Genomic DNA, 17,027 nt, shown 5'->3' on the forward strand with positions numbered 1-17,027 from the left:
GTTACATTCCGAACCCGGAAGCTAAGCCTCATAGCGCCGATGGTACTGCAGGGGGGACCCTGTGGGAGAGTAGGACGCCGCCGAACTCCTTTTGAATGGGAAACCCCCGCACCTTATGGTGCGGGGGTTTTCTGCGTTTACGGCCCTTCACGACGGGCTCACCAATTTCGTGTCGTACGCCAGAATCACCGCCTGCACCCTGTCCCTCGCCCCCGTCTTCGCGAGAATGCGGCCCACGTGGGTCTTCACCGTGGATTCCGCGAGGTGCAGCCGAGAGGCGATCTCCGCGTTCGTCCAGCCCTGGCCGATGACCGTGAGGATTTCCAGCTCCCGGTGTGTGAGCGAGGCCAGACGCGGGTGGTCCGCAGGGGCGGTGGCCGAGGAGGCGGCGGTGTCGGCGGTCGGCAGCTGATCGGCGTACGCGTCGAGGAGCCGGCGGGTCAGGCTCGGGGCCACCACCGCGTCGCCCGAGGCCACTGCGCGTATGCCGGAGAGGAGTTCTTCGGGCAGCGCGTCCTTGATGAGGAAACCGGAGGCGCCCGCGCGCAGCCCCGCGTACGCGTACTCGTCGAGGTCGAACGTGGTGAGGATCAGGACGCGCGTGCGGGCGCCCGCCGCGACGATGCGGCGCGTGGCCTCGATGCCGTCCAGGCCGGGCATGCGGATGTCCATCAGGACGACGTCCGGGTGGAGTTCGGCCGTCATGCGGACCGCTTCGCTGCCGTTGCCGGCCTCGCCCGCCACCGTCATGTCGTCCTGGCTCTCCAGGAGCATGCGGAAACCGAAGCGCTGCATGGGCTGGTCGTCGACGATGAGCACGGTCGTCACGGTGTTTCGCTGTCCTTCGGGAGGTGGAGACGGACCCGCCAGCCACCCGGCGGGTGAGGCAGCGGCCCCGCCTCAAGTGTGCCGTCGTACAAGGCCGTTCGCTCGCGCATTCCGGTCAGGCCGCGACCACCCACGGCACCCGGCCTGCCGCCCACCCCCGTGTCCGTGACCTCCACCCGCACGCCGTCATCGCCGTAGACGACGTCGACGGAGGCCGTCGCGCCGGGGCCGGCGTGTTTGAGGGTGTTGGTGAGGGCTTCCTGCACCACTCGGTAGACGGTGAGTTGACGGCCCGCGGGAACCGCGTCCGCCCGGCCGCGGACGGTGCTGTGCACCGGGAGCCCCGCGGCGCGTACGCCGTCGACGAGCCGGGACAGGTCGGTGAGGGCGGGCTGCGGGGCGAGTTCGGCCGGGGCGGGGGTGTCGTCGCGGAGGACGTCGAGGAGGCGGCGGAGTTCGCCGAGGGCCTGGCGGCTGGTCGTGCCGATGGCTTCGAGTGCCTGGGCCGCGCGCTCGGGGGACTTGGCGGCGGCGTACGAACCACCGTCCGCGAGGCCCGTGATGACGGAGAGGTTGTGGCCGATGATGTCGTGCATCTCGCGCGCTATGCGGGTGCGTTCGGCGGCGGCGGCGAGCTGGGCCTGCTGGTCGCGCTCGACCTCAAGCTGGCGGGCGCGCTCGACGAGGGCCCGGGTGTAGTCCTGGCGGGAGCGCACCGCGATGCCGAGGAGAGCGACCAGGGCGTACGCCCATACGTACGGGATGATCTGCTGGTTCCAGCTGTCCTCCGGATAGCGGAAGCTGCCCACGACCAGCGGTGCCGTCATCATGAGGCCCGCCCGGCCGAGCGTCTTCAGCGGGAGCCACATCGCGATGCTGAAGAGGACGATCATCTGGATCAGCGAGGCCTGGAGCATCGCGCCGGTCCAGTTGCTGACCAGGCTCGCGGCCACCATGACGCCGAGGACCGCCATGGGGTGGCGGCGGCGCCACAGCAGCGGCAGCGAGAGCGCGACGCTGAGCAGGAGGACGAGCCAGCCCGGCACGCTCGTGTTCGGCGCGGTGTTGCGCCAGCCGCCACTGGCGTCCACGAGGGCGGCCACCACGAAGAAGCCCGTGACCACCAGGTCCCAGACGACCGGGTGGCGCCGGTCGAAGGCGCGCACCCGCTGCGTCGAACGCTGGAGGAGCCGGGTGAGGGGATGCGGCACGGCGTGTGGCTCGGTCACGGCCTCATCCTCGTACAGGACTCGTACGGGAGGGGGCGGCGTTGGCGTCATACGTCTCGTCGCTTGAGCAGCACCGACGCCACGGCGATGACCGCCGCCGACCAGAGGGCGAGCGTGACCAGGGCCGTGCCCGGCGCGATGGTGTTCTCGACCCTGGTGACCGAGCCGAGGGCGCTCGCCGCCTGGACGGGGAAGTACTTCAAGGCGGTGTCGACGGCGCTGAACGGCAGCATCGTCAGGACCTCGGGCAGGATCAGGACCGCGCCGACGAACGCGCCGATCGCGCCGGGCACCGAGCGGAACAGGGCGCCGAGGCCGAGCGCGACCAGGCTGAGCAGGGTGAGGGCCGCGGCGCTCGTCGCGAGGGCGCCGAGCACGCCGGAGTCGGTGAGGGAGAGCTCCTTGTCGGTGCCGGAGAGCCAGATCTGGGCGACGAGGAACGTGACGACGTTCGTCACCAAGCACACCGTGAACGCGACGGCCGTGAAGAGGCCGGCCTTGGACCACAGGACGGGCAGGCGGCTCGGGACGGCCGCGAGCGACGCGCGGATCAGGCCCGTCGAGTACTCGCCCGCGGTGACGAGGATGCCGAGGACGGCGAGGCAGATCTGGGAGAGCTGGGTGCCGATGAGGGTGAAGACGACGGTGTCGACATCGGCGTCGTCCCCGTCGTAGGTGGCGCCCATCGTGATGCCGACGGCGATGACGAGGGTGCTCGCGGTGAGCAGCGTGATCCAGGTGGAGCGGAGCGTCCACAGCTTGTGCCACTCCGAGCGGACGATTCCCTTCGCGGTGAGGGCGCTCATGCCGCCGCTCCTTCCGGCCGACGGGGCGTACGCGGATCGGGGTTCGGGACCGGACCCGTCGGGGTGACGTACTCGACCGCGTCCCGGGTGAGGTCCATGAACGCCTGCTCCAAGGACGCCGTCTGCGGCGTCAGTTCGTAGAGCGGGATGCCGTGCTCGGCGGCGGTGCGGCCGATGTGCTCGGCGTCCGTGCCGTGTACGTCGAGGGTGCCGGGCGCGTCACCGGAGATCCGCACGCCGGGGCCTGCCAGCAGTTCGGTGAGCCGGCCGGCCTCGGGGGTGACGACCTTGACGGAGCCGGTGCCCGACTCGCGTACGAAGCGTTCGACGGTGGTGTCGGCGAGGAGTCTGCCGCGGCCGATGATGACGAGGTGTTCGGCGGTGAGAGCCATCTCGCTCATCAGGTGGGAGGAGACGAGGACCGTACGGCCCTCGGCGGCCAGGGACTTGAGGAGGTTGCGGATCCACAGGACGCCCTCGGGGTCGAGGCCGTTGACCGGCTCGTCGAGGATGACCGTGGCCGGGTCGCCGAGGAGGGCCGCCGCGATGCCGAGGCGCTGGCCCATGCCGAGTGAGAAGCCCTTGACGCGCTTGCGGGCGACTTCCTGGATGCCGGCCAGTTCGAGGACCGTGTCGACGCGGCTCTTCGGGATGGAGTGCGTGTGGGCGAGCGCCATGAGGTGGTGGTGGGCGGAGCGGCCCGGGTGGACGGAGCGTGCTTCGAGGAGGGCGCCCACTTCGTGCAGGGGCGCGGGGTGGTCGGCGTAGGCGCGGTCGCCGATGGTGGCGCGGCCGCGGGTCGGCGTGTCGAGGCCGAGGAGCATCCGCATGGTGGTGGACTTGCCCGCGCCGTTGGGGCCGAGGAAGCCGGTGACGGTGCCCGGGTGTACCTCGAAACTGAGGTCGTCGACGGCCTTCTTGGCGCGTTTGCCGCCGTAGTGCTTGGTGAGTCGGTATGCCTTGATCATGTCTTCGATGCTGCCGTTCACGGGGGCGCGGATCGTCGGACCGGGGGCGGGGAGAGCGGGCTGCGGGTAGTACCCGGGTACGACGGCGGCCCCGGGGATCCCTTAGGGCGCCGGGGCCGCCGATTTAGGATCACCGCATGGAACAGGAGTGCGTGTACGTCGTACGAGCCGTAAGGGCCGAAGAGTGGCCGCAGGTCAGGGAGTTGCGGCTGGCGGCGCTGCGGGACCCGGCGGCGCCGGTCGCCTTTCTCGATACGTACGAGGACGCCGCCGCCAAACCGGACACGTTCTGGCAGGAACGGGCGGCGGGGGCCGCGCGCGGGGAGGGCGTCCGGCAGTTCGTGGCGGAGGGGCCGCACGGCGTCTGGGCGGGGTCGGTGACGGTGCTGGTCGAGGAGGCCGGGGCGGACGACGTCTTCGGCGGGGTGATCGAGCGGCGGCAGGCGCACTTCGTGGGGGTCTACGTGCGGCCCGAGCACCGGGGGCGCGGCCGGGGTGTGACGGACGCGCTGTTCGAGGCGGCTGTCGGGTGGGCGTGGTCGCTGGAAGGGCTCGACCGCGTGCGGCTGTACGTCCACGAGGACAATCCGCGTGCGCAGGCGTTCTACCGGCGATTCGGTTTCGTACGCAGCGGAGGGGTCGTCCCGGTGCCGGGCGACCCCTCCGCGCGGGAGTTCGAGCTGGTGCTGAAGCGGCCTTGAGGCGGTGGCCGAGGGGCGGGTGGAACCCAGCGGTACGGGTGGGGCCTAGCGGTACGGGTGGGACCTAGCGGTACGGCGTCTCCGTGCGGGCCGTCCGCAGGGCCTTCGCCCACCAGGCCAGCTGGTCCAGGAGGACCTTCGCGGCGCCGGCCGCGCCGTTCTCCTCGTGAGCGGGGCCGTTCTCGCCGAAGTGGTCCCAGGCGTTGTGGAAGCTGACGACGTCGCGGACGGTCGCGCAGTGCAGCTCGGCGAAGACGAGGCGAAGCTGTTCGACGGCCCGCAGACCGCCGCCGGCGCCGCCGTAGGAGACGAAGCCGACCGGCTTGGCCTCCCACTCGGCGCGGTGCAGGTCGATGAAGTGCTTCAGGGCCGCCGGGAAGCTGTGGTTGTACTCCGGGGTGATCACCACGTACGCGTCGGCGGCGTCGACCCGCTCGGCGAGGGCGGTGAGGGCGGGGGTGCGCTCGGTGCCCCAGTCCGGGTGGGCGGAGGGCAGCTCCAGGTCGGCGACGTCGATGACGTCCAGGGTGAAGCCGGTGTGCCGGCCGGCGAGGGCGGTGAACCAGGCGCCGACGGTGGGCCCGAAGCGGCCGTCACGGGTGGAGCCGACGATGACGGCGAGGCGGAGGGGGGTGGTGATTGTGTTCGGGGTGGTGGACATGGCGTACTCCTCAAGTGGTGGGCGTGAAGGGTGTTGGTAGGGGGTTACGGCCGCGCAGATGCGGGCGCAGCCGTACTTGCATTCGTATTCGTAGGCATGGGCGCAGGCGTACGTCTCCGAGCCCGCGGCCCGAGCAGCCGGTGGACCAGCAGCGCGAGCCCGGCCGTGCCGCCCGCCACGGCCCACAGGGTGATCCGCCAGGCCTCGGTGAACCGGTCGGCGTGGCCACCCGCGCCGGCCGTGACGCGCCCCGCGAGCTCCGCCGAGCCGACGCGGGACTCCACGAGGGCGAGCAGCAGCGCGCCGAAGAGCGTGAGCGTGACGGCGCCGGTACCGCCGCGGACGGTGTTGAGGAAGCCCGACGCCATGCCGACCTGCGCGGGCTCGACCATGGAGAGCGCCTGGGCGTCGATGATGCCGAGGGAGAGGCCCTGGCCGACGCCGACGGTCAGCAGGGGCCCGGCGAGCGCGGCCGTGGAGATGCCGGGGTGCAGCGTGGTCAGCCAGGCGTTGCCCGCGGCGATCAGGAGCAGGGAGAGGACGAGCAGGTGGCGGGCGGGGGCGCCGCGGTTGACCAGGCGGGCGCCGAGCGGCGGCAGGGCGAGGACGGGCACGGTCATCAGGAGCAGGATCAGGCCCGCCTCGCGCGCCGATGTGCCGCTCGTGCCCTGGAGGTAGGTGGGCAGGAAGACGAGGATGCCGGTGGTGCCCGCGCCGAGCCCGAAGGAGCCGAGGGACCAGCCGAGGAACGCGGGGTCGCGGGCGAGGGAGAGGTCGAGGACGGGCTGTCCGCCGGTCGCGGTGAGGCGCTTCTCGACGCGTATGAAGGCGGTGAGGAGTGCCAGGCCCACGGCGAGCGGCAGCAGCGTACTCGCGGACGTCCAACCGGACTTGGAGCCCTGTGTGATGGCGAACAGGGTCAGGGAGAGGCCGCCGATGAAGGTGACGGCGCCCGCCTTGTCGACGCGCGGCGGGGTGTCCGCGCGGGACTCGGTGAGGAAGCGGGTGCCGGTGAGGACGAGGGCGCCCGCGACGGCGAAGGCGAGGAACGTGGCGCGCCAGCCGAGGCCGTCCACCAGCCAGCCGGAGAAGGTGGGGCCGATGGCGAGGCCGACGCCCGCGGTGGTGCCGAGGGCGGCGAACGCCCTGGTCCGGGCGGGCCCGGCGAAGGTGGCGGCGAGCAGGGAGCCGCCGCTCGCCATGACTCCCGCGGCGCCCACGCCGGAGAGCAGGCGGGCGGCGTCCAGGAGCAGGATGTGGTGGGCGGAGGCGGCGGCCAGGGTGCCGGCCGAGTAGAGGGCGGCGCCCGCGGTGAGGACGCGGCGGCGGCCGAAGATGTCACCGAGCGAGCCGGCGACGAGCATGAAGGAAGAGGCGGCGAGGAAGTACCCGACGACCACCCACTGGAGTGCCGCGCCCGACGCGTCGAGGTCGGAGCCGATGCGGGGCAGGGCCACGGTGGTGCCGGACATCGCCATCGGCAGCGTGAACATGCCGAGGAGGACGACGAGGAGGGTCAGGGCGGGACGGCCCCTGCCGACGGGGCGCCGGTGCGGGGCCTGCGGAGCGGTCTCGTTGGGCATGCGAGTAAAGTACAACGTGCGTTGTAGGAATTACAACGGGCGTTGTAATTTTTTTGAGAGGTGAGATGGAGAGCAAGGCGGAACGGCAGGGTCCGGACGAACAGAAGCCCCAGCAGCCCCAGAAACCCCAGACGTCCCAGAAGCCCTTGCGCAAAGGGATGTTGGAGAAGCGCCGCGCCATCACGAGCGGCGCCCGCACGGTCTTCGGCCGCGAGGGCTACACGCGCGCGAGCATCGACGCCATCGCCGCCGAGGCCGGCGTCTCCACGCGCACGATCTACAACCACTTCGGCGACAAGGAGGGCCTTTTCCGCGCTGTCCTGCTGGAGAGCGCGGAGTCCGTCACGGCGGCGACGGAGGCACTCTTCGAGCGGCACCTGCGCAAGGTCCGTGACATCGAGGAGGACCTGCTCGACCTCGCCCGCGACTGGGTCGGCCAGAGCGAGGCGCACCCCGGGCACTTCTCCGTCGTACGCCAGATCATCCCGGAGGGCGGGCGGCTGCCCGCGGACGTCCTGGAGGAGTGGCAGCGGGTCGGGCCCCGGGCGTCCCAGGAGGCGCTGGCGCGCTGGATGCTGGAGGTGGGGCGGCAGGGGAAGATCGCCGTCGACGACTCGAACGCCCGCAAGGCCGCACGCCACTTCGCCCTCCTCGTGGGCGGCGGCGTGACCGCCGAGTCGTACTTCGGCGCGCTGCCGCTGGAGAAGGCCGAGATCGAGGAGATCGTGCGGGACGGGGTGGAGATCTTCCTGCGGTTGTACGGAGTGGAGGGCTCCTAGGGGCTGGGGGCCAAGGGGGCAGGTGCTTCTAGAGGCCGGGCTCCGTGCGGGCGATGAGGTAGCCGAGCTGTGCCCGGGACTGCGAGCCCAAGTCCCGGGAGAGCGCGGCCACATGGCCCGCCACCGTGCGCCGTGACACCCCGAGGCGGCGTGCGATCGCGTCGTCCGTGAGGCCCGAGACCAGCAGCTTCATGACCGCGCGGCGGACCTCGCCGACGATCAGCGGCTCCCGTGCGCGGCCGGCGGCCGGCTCGGCCACCGGCCTGGCCCGCTCCCACGCGTCGTCGAACCCCGCGGCGAGGTGCGCGACGACGGCGGGCTGCCGGATCTCCACGACGCCCTGGCCCTCGTGGGCGACGTATGCCGTCGTGCGGTCGCAGAGGATCAGACGGCCGGTGAGCTGGTGCAGGGTGCGCACGCGGCCGCCCGCCCGTTCGATGTCCTGGATGTGCCGCCACAGCACGGCGTGGGTGCGGGCCGCGTGCGGGTACAGGGCGTGGTGCGTGACGCCCGCCGGTACGAGGGCGGGGTCCGCGAGGTCGTACGGTCCGCGCTCGCCCGTCGGCTGCACCGTGAGCAGCTCGGAGCGGCAGCCCCGCACGGCCTGCTCCAGGAGTACGGGCACGGCGTCCGCGCCGTCGACGACCGTCAGCCAGTCCTGGGACTCGCGCCGGGCCGCCCGGTAGATCGCGTGGACCGGCGAGAAGCCCGCACTGATCGAGCGCAGCCGTTCCTGCTGCGCGTCGAGCGCTTCGCGTACCGGTTGCAGCAGCTCGGACTCCGCGATGTTGGGCGACACGGGCACGAGGACGTCCGGGTCGTCCGGCGGCGGCGTCAGGAGGCCGAGGTGTACGAGGCAGGGGGGCGCCGTCGCGCGCGGCAGGCAGCCCTTGACGACGGCGGCCCGGTAGCGGCTCAGGCCCTCGGCGCAGGGTGCCCCGGCGGCTTCGGTACATCTGCAACCGGCTTCCGGACCCTGTGCGTCATCGTGCATCGCACGATTATGCACCGGTATTTCCAAGGCCGCGGTGGTTTCTGGCTGTGAGACTTGCGAACAGAAGCCGCACGGGCTTGGGAAATGAAGGGTTCCCGGGGGTCAAGGGGTTCCTGGGAAACAGAGGGAGTAAGGGAGCGTGGTTCGTATGGATCTCGCCGAAAGCACCGTCGTGATCACCGGCGCGGGCAGCGGCATCGGGCTGGCCACCGCCGAGCTCGTCGCGCGGCGCGGCGCACGCGTCGTACTCACCGACCGCAGCGCGGACGTGGTGCGCCCGCACGCCGAGCGCATCACCGCGCTGACCGGGTCCCCGGCGGAGTTCCGCGCGCTCGACGTCACCGACGGCGACGCCGTCGAGGAGGTCATGGCGTCGGTCGGCACCATCGACCACCTCTTCACCTGCGCGTCCGGCAGCGTCATCGCCCCCTTCGCTGAGCTCACCGAGGCGAAGCTGCGGCAGTTCTTCGAGGTGAAGTGGTGGGGGCAGTACCGGTGCCTGCGGGCGGCGCTGCCGTACATGCCGACGGGGAGGGGGGCGGACTCCGGTGCGGGTTCGGGGTCGGTCACGCTCGTCTCCGGATATCTGTTCCGGAAGGCCGACCCGGGCTACTTCGCCTTCGCCGCCGTCAACGGAGCGGTCGAGGCCGCCGTGAAGTCCCTCGCCCTGGAGCTCGCGCCGCTCCGCGTCAACGCGGTCGCGCCCGGCCCCACCGACACGCACGCACACCTGATGAGCCCCGCCGAACACCGCGCCTACCGCGAGGAGATCGCGGGGCGCCTGCCGGTGGGGCGCCCCGGCACGGCGGAGGAGGTCGCGCACGCGGCGGCGTACCTGATGGAGAACTCGTTCACCACGGGGACGACGCTGGACGTGGATGGTGGAAAGCGGTGAGGCGGAGGTGACGACCGGGGGGGGCGGCCTACTGGACCGGTAGCTCGCTGTCCGGCCAGCGGGCTCTGCCCTGCTCCCGCGACCGGAGCAGAGCCAGGGTCGGCAGACCCCGGTCCGCCCCGGTGGAGAGCAGCTCCGGCAGCTGGGGCAGCGGCGCCACCGCGGCGACGTCGTCCAGGACGAGTGTCATTGGTGGGTCGAGCCGACCGGAGGATGACCGTGCGGCCATGCGCCGGCCGTGCTCGACCACGCTGGAGGCGAGTGCCGTCAACAGGGGCATGGCACCCGGGCCTTGGCGGGACTTGGGATCCTCGATCGCCTCACCCACCACAAAAAGCGTGCCCCCTTCATCGACAAAAGAATCCAGGGAAAGCGCATCAGTTCGGTTTGGTGTGCAGGATTCGCGCAGGTGCACGGTGAAGAGTGCGGAAAGGGCCCTGGCGGTCAGCTCTTGGGCGATGTCGCGGCGCTCGGGGTGCGCGGTGAGGGCGGCCTCCAGCTCACCGGCGGTGCCGGACGCGGCCTTGGGGTGGGCACGGAGGATGCGTACCGCCTCCTGGACCTGCGTGCCCTGCGCCCAGCGGTGCACGATCTTCATCGGCTTGTCGGCCACCGCGGCGGCGTGCAGGAAGCTGCGCATCAGCGTCTGCGCCGTGTCCGCGACGGCGACGTCCAGCTTCGCGGCCGGCCTTGTCGGGGCGAGGAGCGCGGTGGCGCGGTCGTTCGCCGTCGCCTTGTCCTGGCAGCCGGAGACGGGGGACCAGTGGAGGCGGGCCGGGGTGTCGCAGAGGTGGGAGGGGTCGTAGAGCAGGACGGGCCCGAGCTTGGCCCGGGCGTCCTTCGTCTCGGCCCACAGGGTCGGGTCGGAGGTCAGGACCAGGGCGGCGCCCTCGGCGTCCCGGACGGCCTGTACGGCGAGGGGGCGGCGGGTGGTGGGGCCGCCCAGGAACAGGGGGGTGCGGGGGGTGGGGACGGGGGGTGGGGGTGCCACGGGGGTGATGTGCTCTGCGCCTCCGGCGCGGAGGTCTCCGTCCGTCGCGCTCGGCACGGGGGTGCTGTTCGCCGCGCCTCCGGTGCGGGGTGCCTCGTGCTCCGCGCCCGGGGCCGGGGTGCTGTTCTCCGCGCTCGGGGTTCCTTGCTTCTTGCCTGGGGCCGGGGCGCCGTGCTCCGTGCCCGGGGCCGGGCTGCCGTGTTCCGTGCCCGGGGTGCCGTGCTCCGCGCCCGGAACCGGGGTGCTGTTCTCCGCGCCTCCGGCGCGGGTCTCCCACCCACCAGCCCTCTCTACTCGCGGCTCCGCACCCCCAGCAGCCAACCCGGCACCCGCCGCGGCCCGCCGCGCCCTCCGTACCGCTCGCCACCGCGTCACCGTCCCCAGTACGAAGACGGTCAGCACGATCAGGATCATCAGCTGGCCGATGAACAGGCCCCAGAACAGGCCGTACCCCGACAGCTGGTCCGGTGGGGTCTCGGGCCAGGCGCCCGTCACGTCGTCCGGCCGGCCGATCAGGTGGCGTACGGCCGGTGGCGTATGGCCGAAGGAGACCTTTTCCGGCCAGGAGCCGTGCGCGAAGCGGCCCGCGAGGTTCGTGGCGGACCAGACGAGTACCGTCGCGCCGATCAACAGGCCGAGGAAGCCCACCAACAGGCCGTCCGGAACGCCCCGTTCGGGGCGTCTGCGACGGTCCTCCCACTCATCCCGCATGCTGCTCCATGTACGCCGCCCGCTGCTCCGCCTCCAGCTCGGCCGCCCGCAGCGCGTCGTCGGCCGGTGTGTCGTCGGAGAGGTCGGCCGACGATTCGGTCATGGCGCGGTCGGTGAAGACCAGCGGCCGCTCCGTCTCGGTGATCAGGTGTTTCACGACCTGGACGTTGCCGTTGACGTCCCAGACCGCGATGCCCGGGGTGAGGGTCGGAATGATCTCCACCGCCCACCTGGGCAGCCCGAGGACCCGGCCCGTCGCCCGCGCCTCGTCGGCCTTCTGGGCGTAGATGGTCCGCGTGGAGGCCATCTTCAGGATCGCCGCGGCCTCCTTCGCCGCCGCGCCGTCCACCACGTCGCTCAGGTGGTGCACCACCGCCACGAACGACAGACCGAGCCGCCGCCCGAACTTCAGCAGCCGCTGGAACAGCTGCGCCACGAACGGCGAGTTGATGATGTGCCACGCCTCCTCCACCAGGAAGATGCGCTTCTTGCGGTCGGGCCGGATCCACGTGTGTTCGAGCCAGACGCCGACGATCGCCATCAGGATCGGCATGGCGATGGAGTTCCGGTCGATGTGGGAGAGGTCGAAGACGGTCAGGGGCGCGTCGAGGTCGACGCCGACCGTCGTCGGGCCGTCGAACATGCCTCGCAGGTCACCGTCGACCAGCCGGTCGAGGACCAGCGCCACGTCCAGACCCCAGGCCCGTACGTCGTCTATGGCGACGTTCATCGCCTCGGCGGACTCGGGCTCCGGGTGGCGCAGCTGCTCGACGATGTCCGTCAGGACCGGCTGCCGGTCGACGATCGTCTCGTTCACGTACGCGTGCGCGACTTTGAGCGCGAAGCCCGACCGCTCGTCGAGCCCGTGCCCCATGGCGACCTCGATGATCGTCCGGAGCAGCGCGAGCTGGCCCGTGGTGGTGATCGCCGGGTCGAGCGGGTTCAGCCGGATGCCCATGTCGAGGGCGGCCGTCGGGTCGAGCCGGATGGGGGTTATCCCCAGCTCCTGCGCGATGAGGTTCCACTCGCCGACGCCGTCCTCGCCCTGCGCGTCGAGGACCACGACCTGGCGGTCCTTGAAGCGCAGCTGCCGCAGGACGTACGTCTTCTCCAGCGCCGACTTGCCGTTGCCGGACTCGCCGAGCACCAGCCAGTGCGGAGCCGGCAGCTGCTGCCCGTACAACTGGAAGGGGTCGTAGATGTACCCCTTGCCGGAGTACACCTCGCGCCCGATGATCACGCCGGAGTCGCCGAGGCCCGGCGCGGCCGTCGGCAGGTAGACCGCCTGGGCCTGCCCCGTCGACGTGCGCACCGGAAGCCTGGTGGTCTCCACCTTCCCGAAGAGGAAGGAGGTGAAGGCGTCCGTGAGGACGGTCAGCGGATCCCGCATCACAACAGCCTGCCTCTACGTCGATACCGTCTAGCGTCGGATGCCGGTCGCGAACGGCAGCGTGTTGACGAAGGCCCTGTGGTGCTCGCGGTCGCACCACTCCAGCTTCAGATACGACTTGCCGGCGGAGGCCCTTATGGTGCGCTTGTCGCGCGCGAGGGCCTCGGGGGAGCGGGAGGAGACCGTGATGTAACCGACCAGGTTGACGCCCGCTGCGCCGCTCGCCAGGTCCTCGCCGCGCTGGTCCAGGCGGGAGTGCGAGGCGATGTCGCGGGGGTCGACCGTGCGGTTCATCTTGGCCTGGCGGCTGGCCTCGGCCTCGTCGTTGGTCTTCTCGGTCAGCATCCGCTCGATGGCGACCTCGGTGGGTTCGAGGTCCATCGTCACGGCCACCGTGCGGATGACGTCCGGGGTGTGGACGAGCAGCGGCGCGAGGAAGTTGACGCCGACGGGCGTCATCGGCCACTCCTTCACCCAGGCCGTGGCGTGGCACCAGGGGGCGCGGGTGGAGGACTCGCGGGTCTTGGCCTGGAGGTAGGTGGCCTCCGTGGCGTCGAGCTCGGCGGGCCAGGCGTTGCGCTTCGTCATCGCCTGGATGTGGTCGATGGGGTGGTCCGGGTCGTACATGGAGTGGACCAGAGAGGCGAGGCGGCCCTGCCCGAGCGGCTGCCGCACACGGATGTCGGCCTCCTGGAGCCGGGAGCAGATGTCGGTCAGCTCGCGGGCCATGACGACGGCGAGCCCGGCGTCCTTGTCGAGCTTCCTGCCGCCGACCGGGCGGGCCGCGCGGGCCATCGCCTGGGCCTCGGCGGCCAGGTCACGGGAGTAGTGCATGCAGGCGACCAGGTAGGCGCGGTGCTGCTCGCTGCTGGTCGACACCATCGACTGCAACTGGTCGTACGACTGCTTGAGCCAGGGCAGCGCACGGTCGTCGCCGCGCTGGGTGACGTCCTTGGCGTGCGCGTCCGGGTCGGCGGGCAGGGTGCGGGCGAGCATCTGGAGCCGGGTCACGAACCCGTCCCCGTTGGCGACGTGCTTGAGGAGCGTGCCGAAGCGGTCGACGAGGGCCTCCTGGTCCTCGCTGTCGCGCAGCCCGACACCGGGCCCCTCGATCTCGATGGCGGCGGTGACGGTCCGCCGGTCGGCGTGGAGCAGCACGGCGATCTCATCCGGGCCGAAGGGCGCGGCGAGCCAGCTGATGCGGCCGATGCCGGGCGGCGGCCCGACCTCGACCTCCCTGCCGTCGAGCCGGACGCCCGCCTCGGGCGCGGCGGAGCGGTAGGTGGCGCCGCGCTTCAGGGAGCGCTTGTAACTGCGGTTGATCTCGTACCACTTGTAGAACGTCCGGCCCTTGTACGGGACGTACACCGCCGCGATGGCGAGCATCGGGAGGCCGGTGAGCAGCACGATGCGCAGGGAGAGGACGGGGACGAGGAGCCCGCACATCATGCCGAGGAACGCCCCCACGATGATGAGGGCGATCTCCCCGGTCTCGCGGTTCTTGCCGACGATCGCGTTCGGCCGGGCGCGGCCGATCAGATATGTGCGGCGGGGCGCGACCGGCTGGGACACGTGGGACTGGGTCGTCAACGCCCTTCACCTCCCGTGCGGTTGGTACTGCTGGTGCGGGCACCGCCGCGGTTGCCCGCGTGCGGCGTGTTCGTGGCGCTGCTGCTGCGCGGCGCGGGCGCGGCGGAGGGGACGGATCCGCCGCCGTTGGAGGAGCCGGAGCCGTGGCCGGAGCCGCGTCCGCTGTGGGCGGCGACGCCACCACTGGCGGGGTTGGCGGGCCGCGGTTGGCTGTGCTGCCCGCCGCTGTTCCCGCTTCCGCTCCCGTTCCCGCGGGCGCTGTGGGTCTTGATGCCCTGCGAGACGAGGGAGGCGGGGGAGCTGATCACGGCGGCGGCCTTGTTCTCGGCGCCGCGCATGATGCGGTTGTTGCGGGAGCCCGCGATCTCGTCGCCGAAGCCCGGGACGAAGCGGTAGATCATGGCGCTCGCGAAGATGGCGAGCAGGATGATCGAGAGCCCGGAGACGACCGCGGAGAAGGCGTCGGGCCCGTCGTCGGCGGAGAGCGCGCCGGCGAGACCGAGCACGATGACGATGATCGGTTTGACGAGGATGACGGCGATCATGATGCCCGCCCAGCGGCGGACGTGGGACCACAGGTTCTTGTCGACGAGCCCGGCGTAGACGACGGTGCCGAGGAGCGCTCCTACGTAGAGGAGCGCCGCCCTGATCACGAGCTCCAGCCAGAGGACGCCCGCGGCGAGGATCGACACGAGCGAGACGACGATCAGCATGATCGGGCCGCCGCCGATGTCCTCGCCCTTCTTCAGCGCACTGGAGAAGTTCCCGAAGAACGTGTCCGTCTCACCGCCCGTCGCCTTCGCGATCACGTCCGTGACGCCGTCCGTCGCCGAGACGACGGTGTACAGGATCAGGGGCGTGAAGGCGGAGGCGAGCACGGTGAGCCACAGGAACCCGATGGCCTCGGAGATCGCGGTGGTCAACGGCACGCCGCGCACGGCCCGCTTGGCGACGGCGAGCAGCCACAGGAGAAGCGTCAGGATGGTCGACGCGGCGAAGACGACGGCGTACTGCTGGAGGAACGTGGGGTTCGTGAAGTCGACGTTCGCCGTCTCCTTCACGGCGTCGGACAACTTGTCGACGGTCCAGGACGCGGCTTCGGCACAGCCCTTGGCCAGGGAGCTGAGGGGGTCTAGGGCGGTGTCGTCGAGGGGGTTTTCGGTGGGGTACTTTTCGTCGCCGTTTTCTTCGGCGTTCTGGCCTTTTTCGCAGTACTTTTTGGCGGGGCCGCGGATCAGATCGCAGGCATCGTCGGAAGGCTGTGGGTCCGGTGCCGCGAAGGCGCGGGTGGCCAGCAGCACGGCCGCGGTCTGCACGGTGGTGACGGCGGCGGCCAGTGTGAGCGTGCGGCGACGGGTGCTACCGGGCATAAGTGAACCCTCCGAACTGCTCCACTGCCTTCGCCATGTCGTCAGCGGTGGATGCCCGCTGGTCGCGCCCGACCGGCACAGGACCGTCCTTCTGCTGGAAATCGGCGACCTTCCAGTCGCCGTCGACCCACCGCAGCTCATAGCTGTTGGTGAACCAGCTCTCGGACACGGGGTTCTTGGCGTTGTCGCCCGCGAGACCGAACAGGGACGAGTACCAGATCTCGACGGTCGCGCTGCTGCCGCTGTACTTGGTGGTCTTGGTGCCCACCGGGATGATGCGTGAGACGAACGTGGTGCCCTTGGGCGCGGAGCCGTCAGGGTTCAGACCGATGCTGGCCAGGAACTTCTCGCCCGAGTACACCTTGTCCAGGGCGGCCTGACGCTTTGTGGCCTGGTCCGGCGTATAGACGGTGTCCACGATGCCGTGCCGCAGGTCCTTGGAGAACATGTCGGCCGAGCCGAGGGCGACCGCGTAATTCGCCGCGGCGCTCTGCGCCCCCTGCTCATCATGCGCGAACCCCGAAGGAATCCCCCCGCTCCTGCCCCCGACCGGCTTCTCCCCCGTCGGGGCCGTCGCCGCCGCGTCCGGCTTCTTCGCGTCCGTGCCCGTCGAGGACGTCTCGTCCCCTCCCCGGTTGGCGAAGGCGATCGCCGCGATCAGGAGGACCACGACGCCCACGACCGTGACGAGGCTGCGCGGGGACGTCCGCCCGGAACGGGTGGATCTGCGCGCGCCGTAGACGTCGTCGCCCCCGCCCTCCCCCTCGGGAAGCCGCGTCCGGGTCTCCCCCGAGCCGCCGAAGAGGCCGTCGTCCCGCTCGTCGTCGAGGCTCATGCCGAGTACGCCCCCTCAACCTCTCGCTGGACCGTCACGTAGGACACGTATGACGGTAGCCCTGCTGGTTCCCGCACGGGCGCGGTGTGGTGACTCGACATCAGGGAGTTGCTACCTCAGCCGGTGGGCACGACGGACGGGTGGGGGAGAAGGGGGACAGGGAGAGGGGGACGGGTGGGGGAGAGGGGGACATAGGGACGAGGGGAAGGGGACGTGGGAGGGAACGGCGGAGGCGAGCGCGCGTGGGACCGCTAGACCGCCATGCCGTAGACGATCGTGAAGAGTGTGCCCAGCGATCCGATGATGAAGACGCCGGTCAGCCCCGCGATGATCAGGCCCTTGCCCTGCTCGGCGCTGAACGTGTCGCGCAGCGCCGTCGCGCCGATGCGCTGCTTCGCCGCGCCCCAGATCGCAATGCCGAGACAGAGGAGGATGGCGATCGCCATCACGACCTCGATCATCACGCGTGCCTCGTTGCCCAGGCTCCCGAAGGGACCCCAGTCGGGGGCGATCCCGCCGATGATGGTGGTGATATCGCCCTTTTCGGCTGCCATAAGCATGTGTAACTCACCGCCCCTAGTGGGTTGTTCTGCCACCTCTGCCCACCTCGGTGCAGAGGACAGCTCATTGTCGCCGACAATCGGGCCCGCGCATGTCGCCTTGGCGCCATTCGTTGGCTGACTTCGTACGTTTCCT

General features: G+C 71.2%; 16 protein-coding genes and 1 rRNA gene. 4 read left to right on the forward strand and 13 right to left on the reverse strand.

The features are described from left to right. A 5S ribosomal RNA gene (gene rrf, locus ACZ4Z4_RS11960) occupies window positions 1-86 on the forward strand; the annotation flags it as partial. 61 nt (window positions 87-147) lie between these two features. On the opposite strand, the gene ACZ4Z4_RS11965 is transcribed toward rrf, so the two are convergent. Genes ACZ4Z4_RS11965 through ACZ4Z4_RS11980 form a run of 4 tightly spaced genes read right to left on the reverse strand, consistent with a single transcriptional unit; the run spans window position 148 to window position 3,831 of the window. After that, window positions 148-828, reverse strand: a complete 681-nt coding sequence (locus tag ACZ4Z4_RS11965; RefSeq protein ID WP_468325828.1) for a response regulator — start codon at window positions 826-828, stop codon at window positions 148-150. Further along, on the reverse strand, window positions 825-2,108 hold the full coding sequence (locus ACZ4Z4_RS11970) for a sensor histidine kinase (RefSeq protein ID WP_468325831.1): 1,284 nt from the start codon (window positions 2,106-2,108) through the stop codon (window positions 825-827). Before ACZ4Z4_RS11970 ends, ACZ4Z4_RS11965 begins: the two co-directional genes overlap by 4 nt. Then, entirely contained in the window at window positions 2,105-2,863 is a 759-nt protein-coding gene (locus ACZ4Z4_RS11975; protein ID WP_468325833.1) for an ABC transporter permease, read from the reverse strand. The genes ACZ4Z4_RS11970 and ACZ4Z4_RS11975 overlap by 4 nt, the downstream gene beginning before the upstream one ends. Further along, the gene (locus tag ACZ4Z4_RS11980) at window positions 2,860-3,831 is read right to left on the reverse strand and encodes an ATP-binding cassette domain-containing protein (protein ID WP_468325836.1); all 972 of its coding nucleotides are present in this window, start codon (window positions 3,829-3,831) and stop codon (window positions 2,860-2,862) included. Before ACZ4Z4_RS11980 ends, ACZ4Z4_RS11975 begins: the two co-directional genes overlap by 4 nt. A 137-nt stretch (window positions 3,832-3,968) precedes the next feature. Between ACZ4Z4_RS11980 and ACZ4Z4_RS11985 the strand changes: the two genes are divergently transcribed. Then, window positions 3,969-4,532: a GNAT family N-acetyltransferase gene (locus ACZ4Z4_RS11985; protein ID WP_468325839.1), complete on the forward strand. Its 564-nt coding sequence runs from the start codon at window positions 3,969-3,971 to the stop codon at window positions 4,530-4,532. A 64-nt stretch (window positions 4,533-4,596) separates the two neighbouring features. On the opposite strand, the gene ACZ4Z4_RS11990 is transcribed toward ACZ4Z4_RS11985, so the two are convergent. Together ACZ4Z4_RS11990 and ACZ4Z4_RS11995 are read right to left on the reverse strand one after the other, a co-directional pair. Next, the gene (locus tag ACZ4Z4_RS11990; protein WP_468325842.1) at window positions 4,597-5,193 is read right to left on the reverse strand and encodes an NADPH-dependent FMN reductase; all 597 of its coding nucleotides are present in this window, start codon (window positions 5,191-5,193) and stop codon (window positions 4,597-4,599) included. Between the two features lie 44 nt (window positions 5,194-5,237). Further along, window positions 5,238-6,776, reverse strand: coding sequence for an MFS transporter (locus ACZ4Z4_RS11995; protein ID WP_468325845.1), 1,539 nt, complete (start codon window positions 6,774-6,776; stop codon window positions 5,238-5,240). A 65-nt stretch (window positions 6,777-6,841) separates the two neighbouring features. On the opposite strand from ACZ4Z4_RS11995, the gene ACZ4Z4_RS12000 reads away from it, so the two are divergent. Continuing rightward, a complete protein-coding gene (locus ACZ4Z4_RS12000) occupies window positions 6,842-7,555 on the forward strand; it encodes a TetR/AcrR family transcriptional regulator (RefSeq protein ID WP_468325848.1) in 714 nt (237 codons plus the stop codon). A gap of 28 nt (window positions 7,556-7,583) precedes the next feature. On the opposite strand, the gene ACZ4Z4_RS12005 is transcribed toward ACZ4Z4_RS12000, so the two are convergent. Then, window positions 7,584-8,549 carry a helix-turn-helix transcriptional regulator gene (locus ACZ4Z4_RS12005; protein WP_468325850.1) on the reverse strand — a complete coding sequence of 322 codons (966 nt, stop codon included), beginning with the start codon at window positions 8,547-8,549 and terminating at the stop codon, window positions 7,584-7,586. A 148-nt stretch (window positions 8,550-8,697) separates the two neighbouring features. Here ACZ4Z4_RS12005 and ACZ4Z4_RS12010 point away from each other — a divergent pair, with 148 nt between their 5' ends. Beyond that, window positions 8,698-9,444: an SDR family NAD(P)-dependent oxidoreductase gene (locus tag ACZ4Z4_RS12010; protein ID WP_468325853.1), complete on the forward strand. Its 747-nt coding sequence runs from the start codon at window positions 8,698-8,700 to the stop codon at window positions 9,442-9,444. Window positions 9,445-9,472: 28 nt separating this feature from the next. On the opposite strand, the gene ACZ4Z4_RS12015 is transcribed toward ACZ4Z4_RS12010, so the two are convergent. The 6 genes from ACZ4Z4_RS12015 to ACZ4Z4_RS12040 all read right to left on the reverse strand — a co-directional run bounded on the left by ACZ4Z4_RS12015 (window position 9,473) and on the right by ACZ4Z4_RS12040 (window position 16,891). Continuing rightward, window positions 9,473-11,146: a type IV secretory system conjugative DNA transfer family protein gene (locus tag ACZ4Z4_RS12015; protein ID WP_468325856.1), complete on the reverse strand. Its 1,674-nt coding sequence runs from the start codon at window positions 11,144-11,146 to the stop codon at window positions 9,473-9,475. Further along, on the reverse strand, window positions 11,136-12,536 hold the full coding sequence (locus tag ACZ4Z4_RS12020; protein WP_362993989.1) for an ATP-binding protein: 1,401 nt from the start codon (window positions 12,534-12,536) through the stop codon (window positions 11,136-11,138). The genes ACZ4Z4_RS12015 and ACZ4Z4_RS12020 overlap by 11 nt, the downstream gene beginning before the upstream one ends. Before the next feature lie 30 nt (window positions 12,537-12,566). Continuing rightward, window positions 12,567-14,126, reverse strand: coding sequence for an SCO6880 family protein (locus tag ACZ4Z4_RS12025; protein ID WP_468325859.1), 1,560 nt, complete (start codon window positions 14,124-14,126; stop codon window positions 12,567-12,569). Beyond that, window positions 14,123-15,496, reverse strand: a complete 1,374-nt coding sequence (locus tag ACZ4Z4_RS12030; protein ID WP_468325862.1) for a hypothetical protein — start codon at window positions 15,494-15,496, stop codon at window positions 14,123-14,125. Before ACZ4Z4_RS12030 ends, ACZ4Z4_RS12025 begins: the two co-directional genes overlap by 4 nt. Beyond that, complete coding sequence (locus tag ACZ4Z4_RS12035; RefSeq protein WP_468325865.1) at window positions 15,486-16,331, reverse strand: DUF8175 domain-containg protein; 846 nt, start codon at window positions 16,329-16,331, stop codon at window positions 15,486-15,488. The genes ACZ4Z4_RS12030 and ACZ4Z4_RS12035 overlap by 11 nt, the downstream gene beginning before the upstream one ends. A 251-nt stretch (window positions 16,332-16,582) precedes the next feature. Beyond that, the gene (locus ACZ4Z4_RS12040) at window positions 16,583-16,891 is read right to left on the reverse strand and encodes a hypothetical protein (protein ID WP_055570172.1); all 309 of its coding nucleotides are present in this window, start codon (window positions 16,889-16,891) and stop codon (window positions 16,583-16,585) included. Window positions 16,892-17,027: the final 136 nt, after the last annotated feature.

Source organism: Streptomyces sp. NPDC030245 (genome assembly GCF_055572995.1).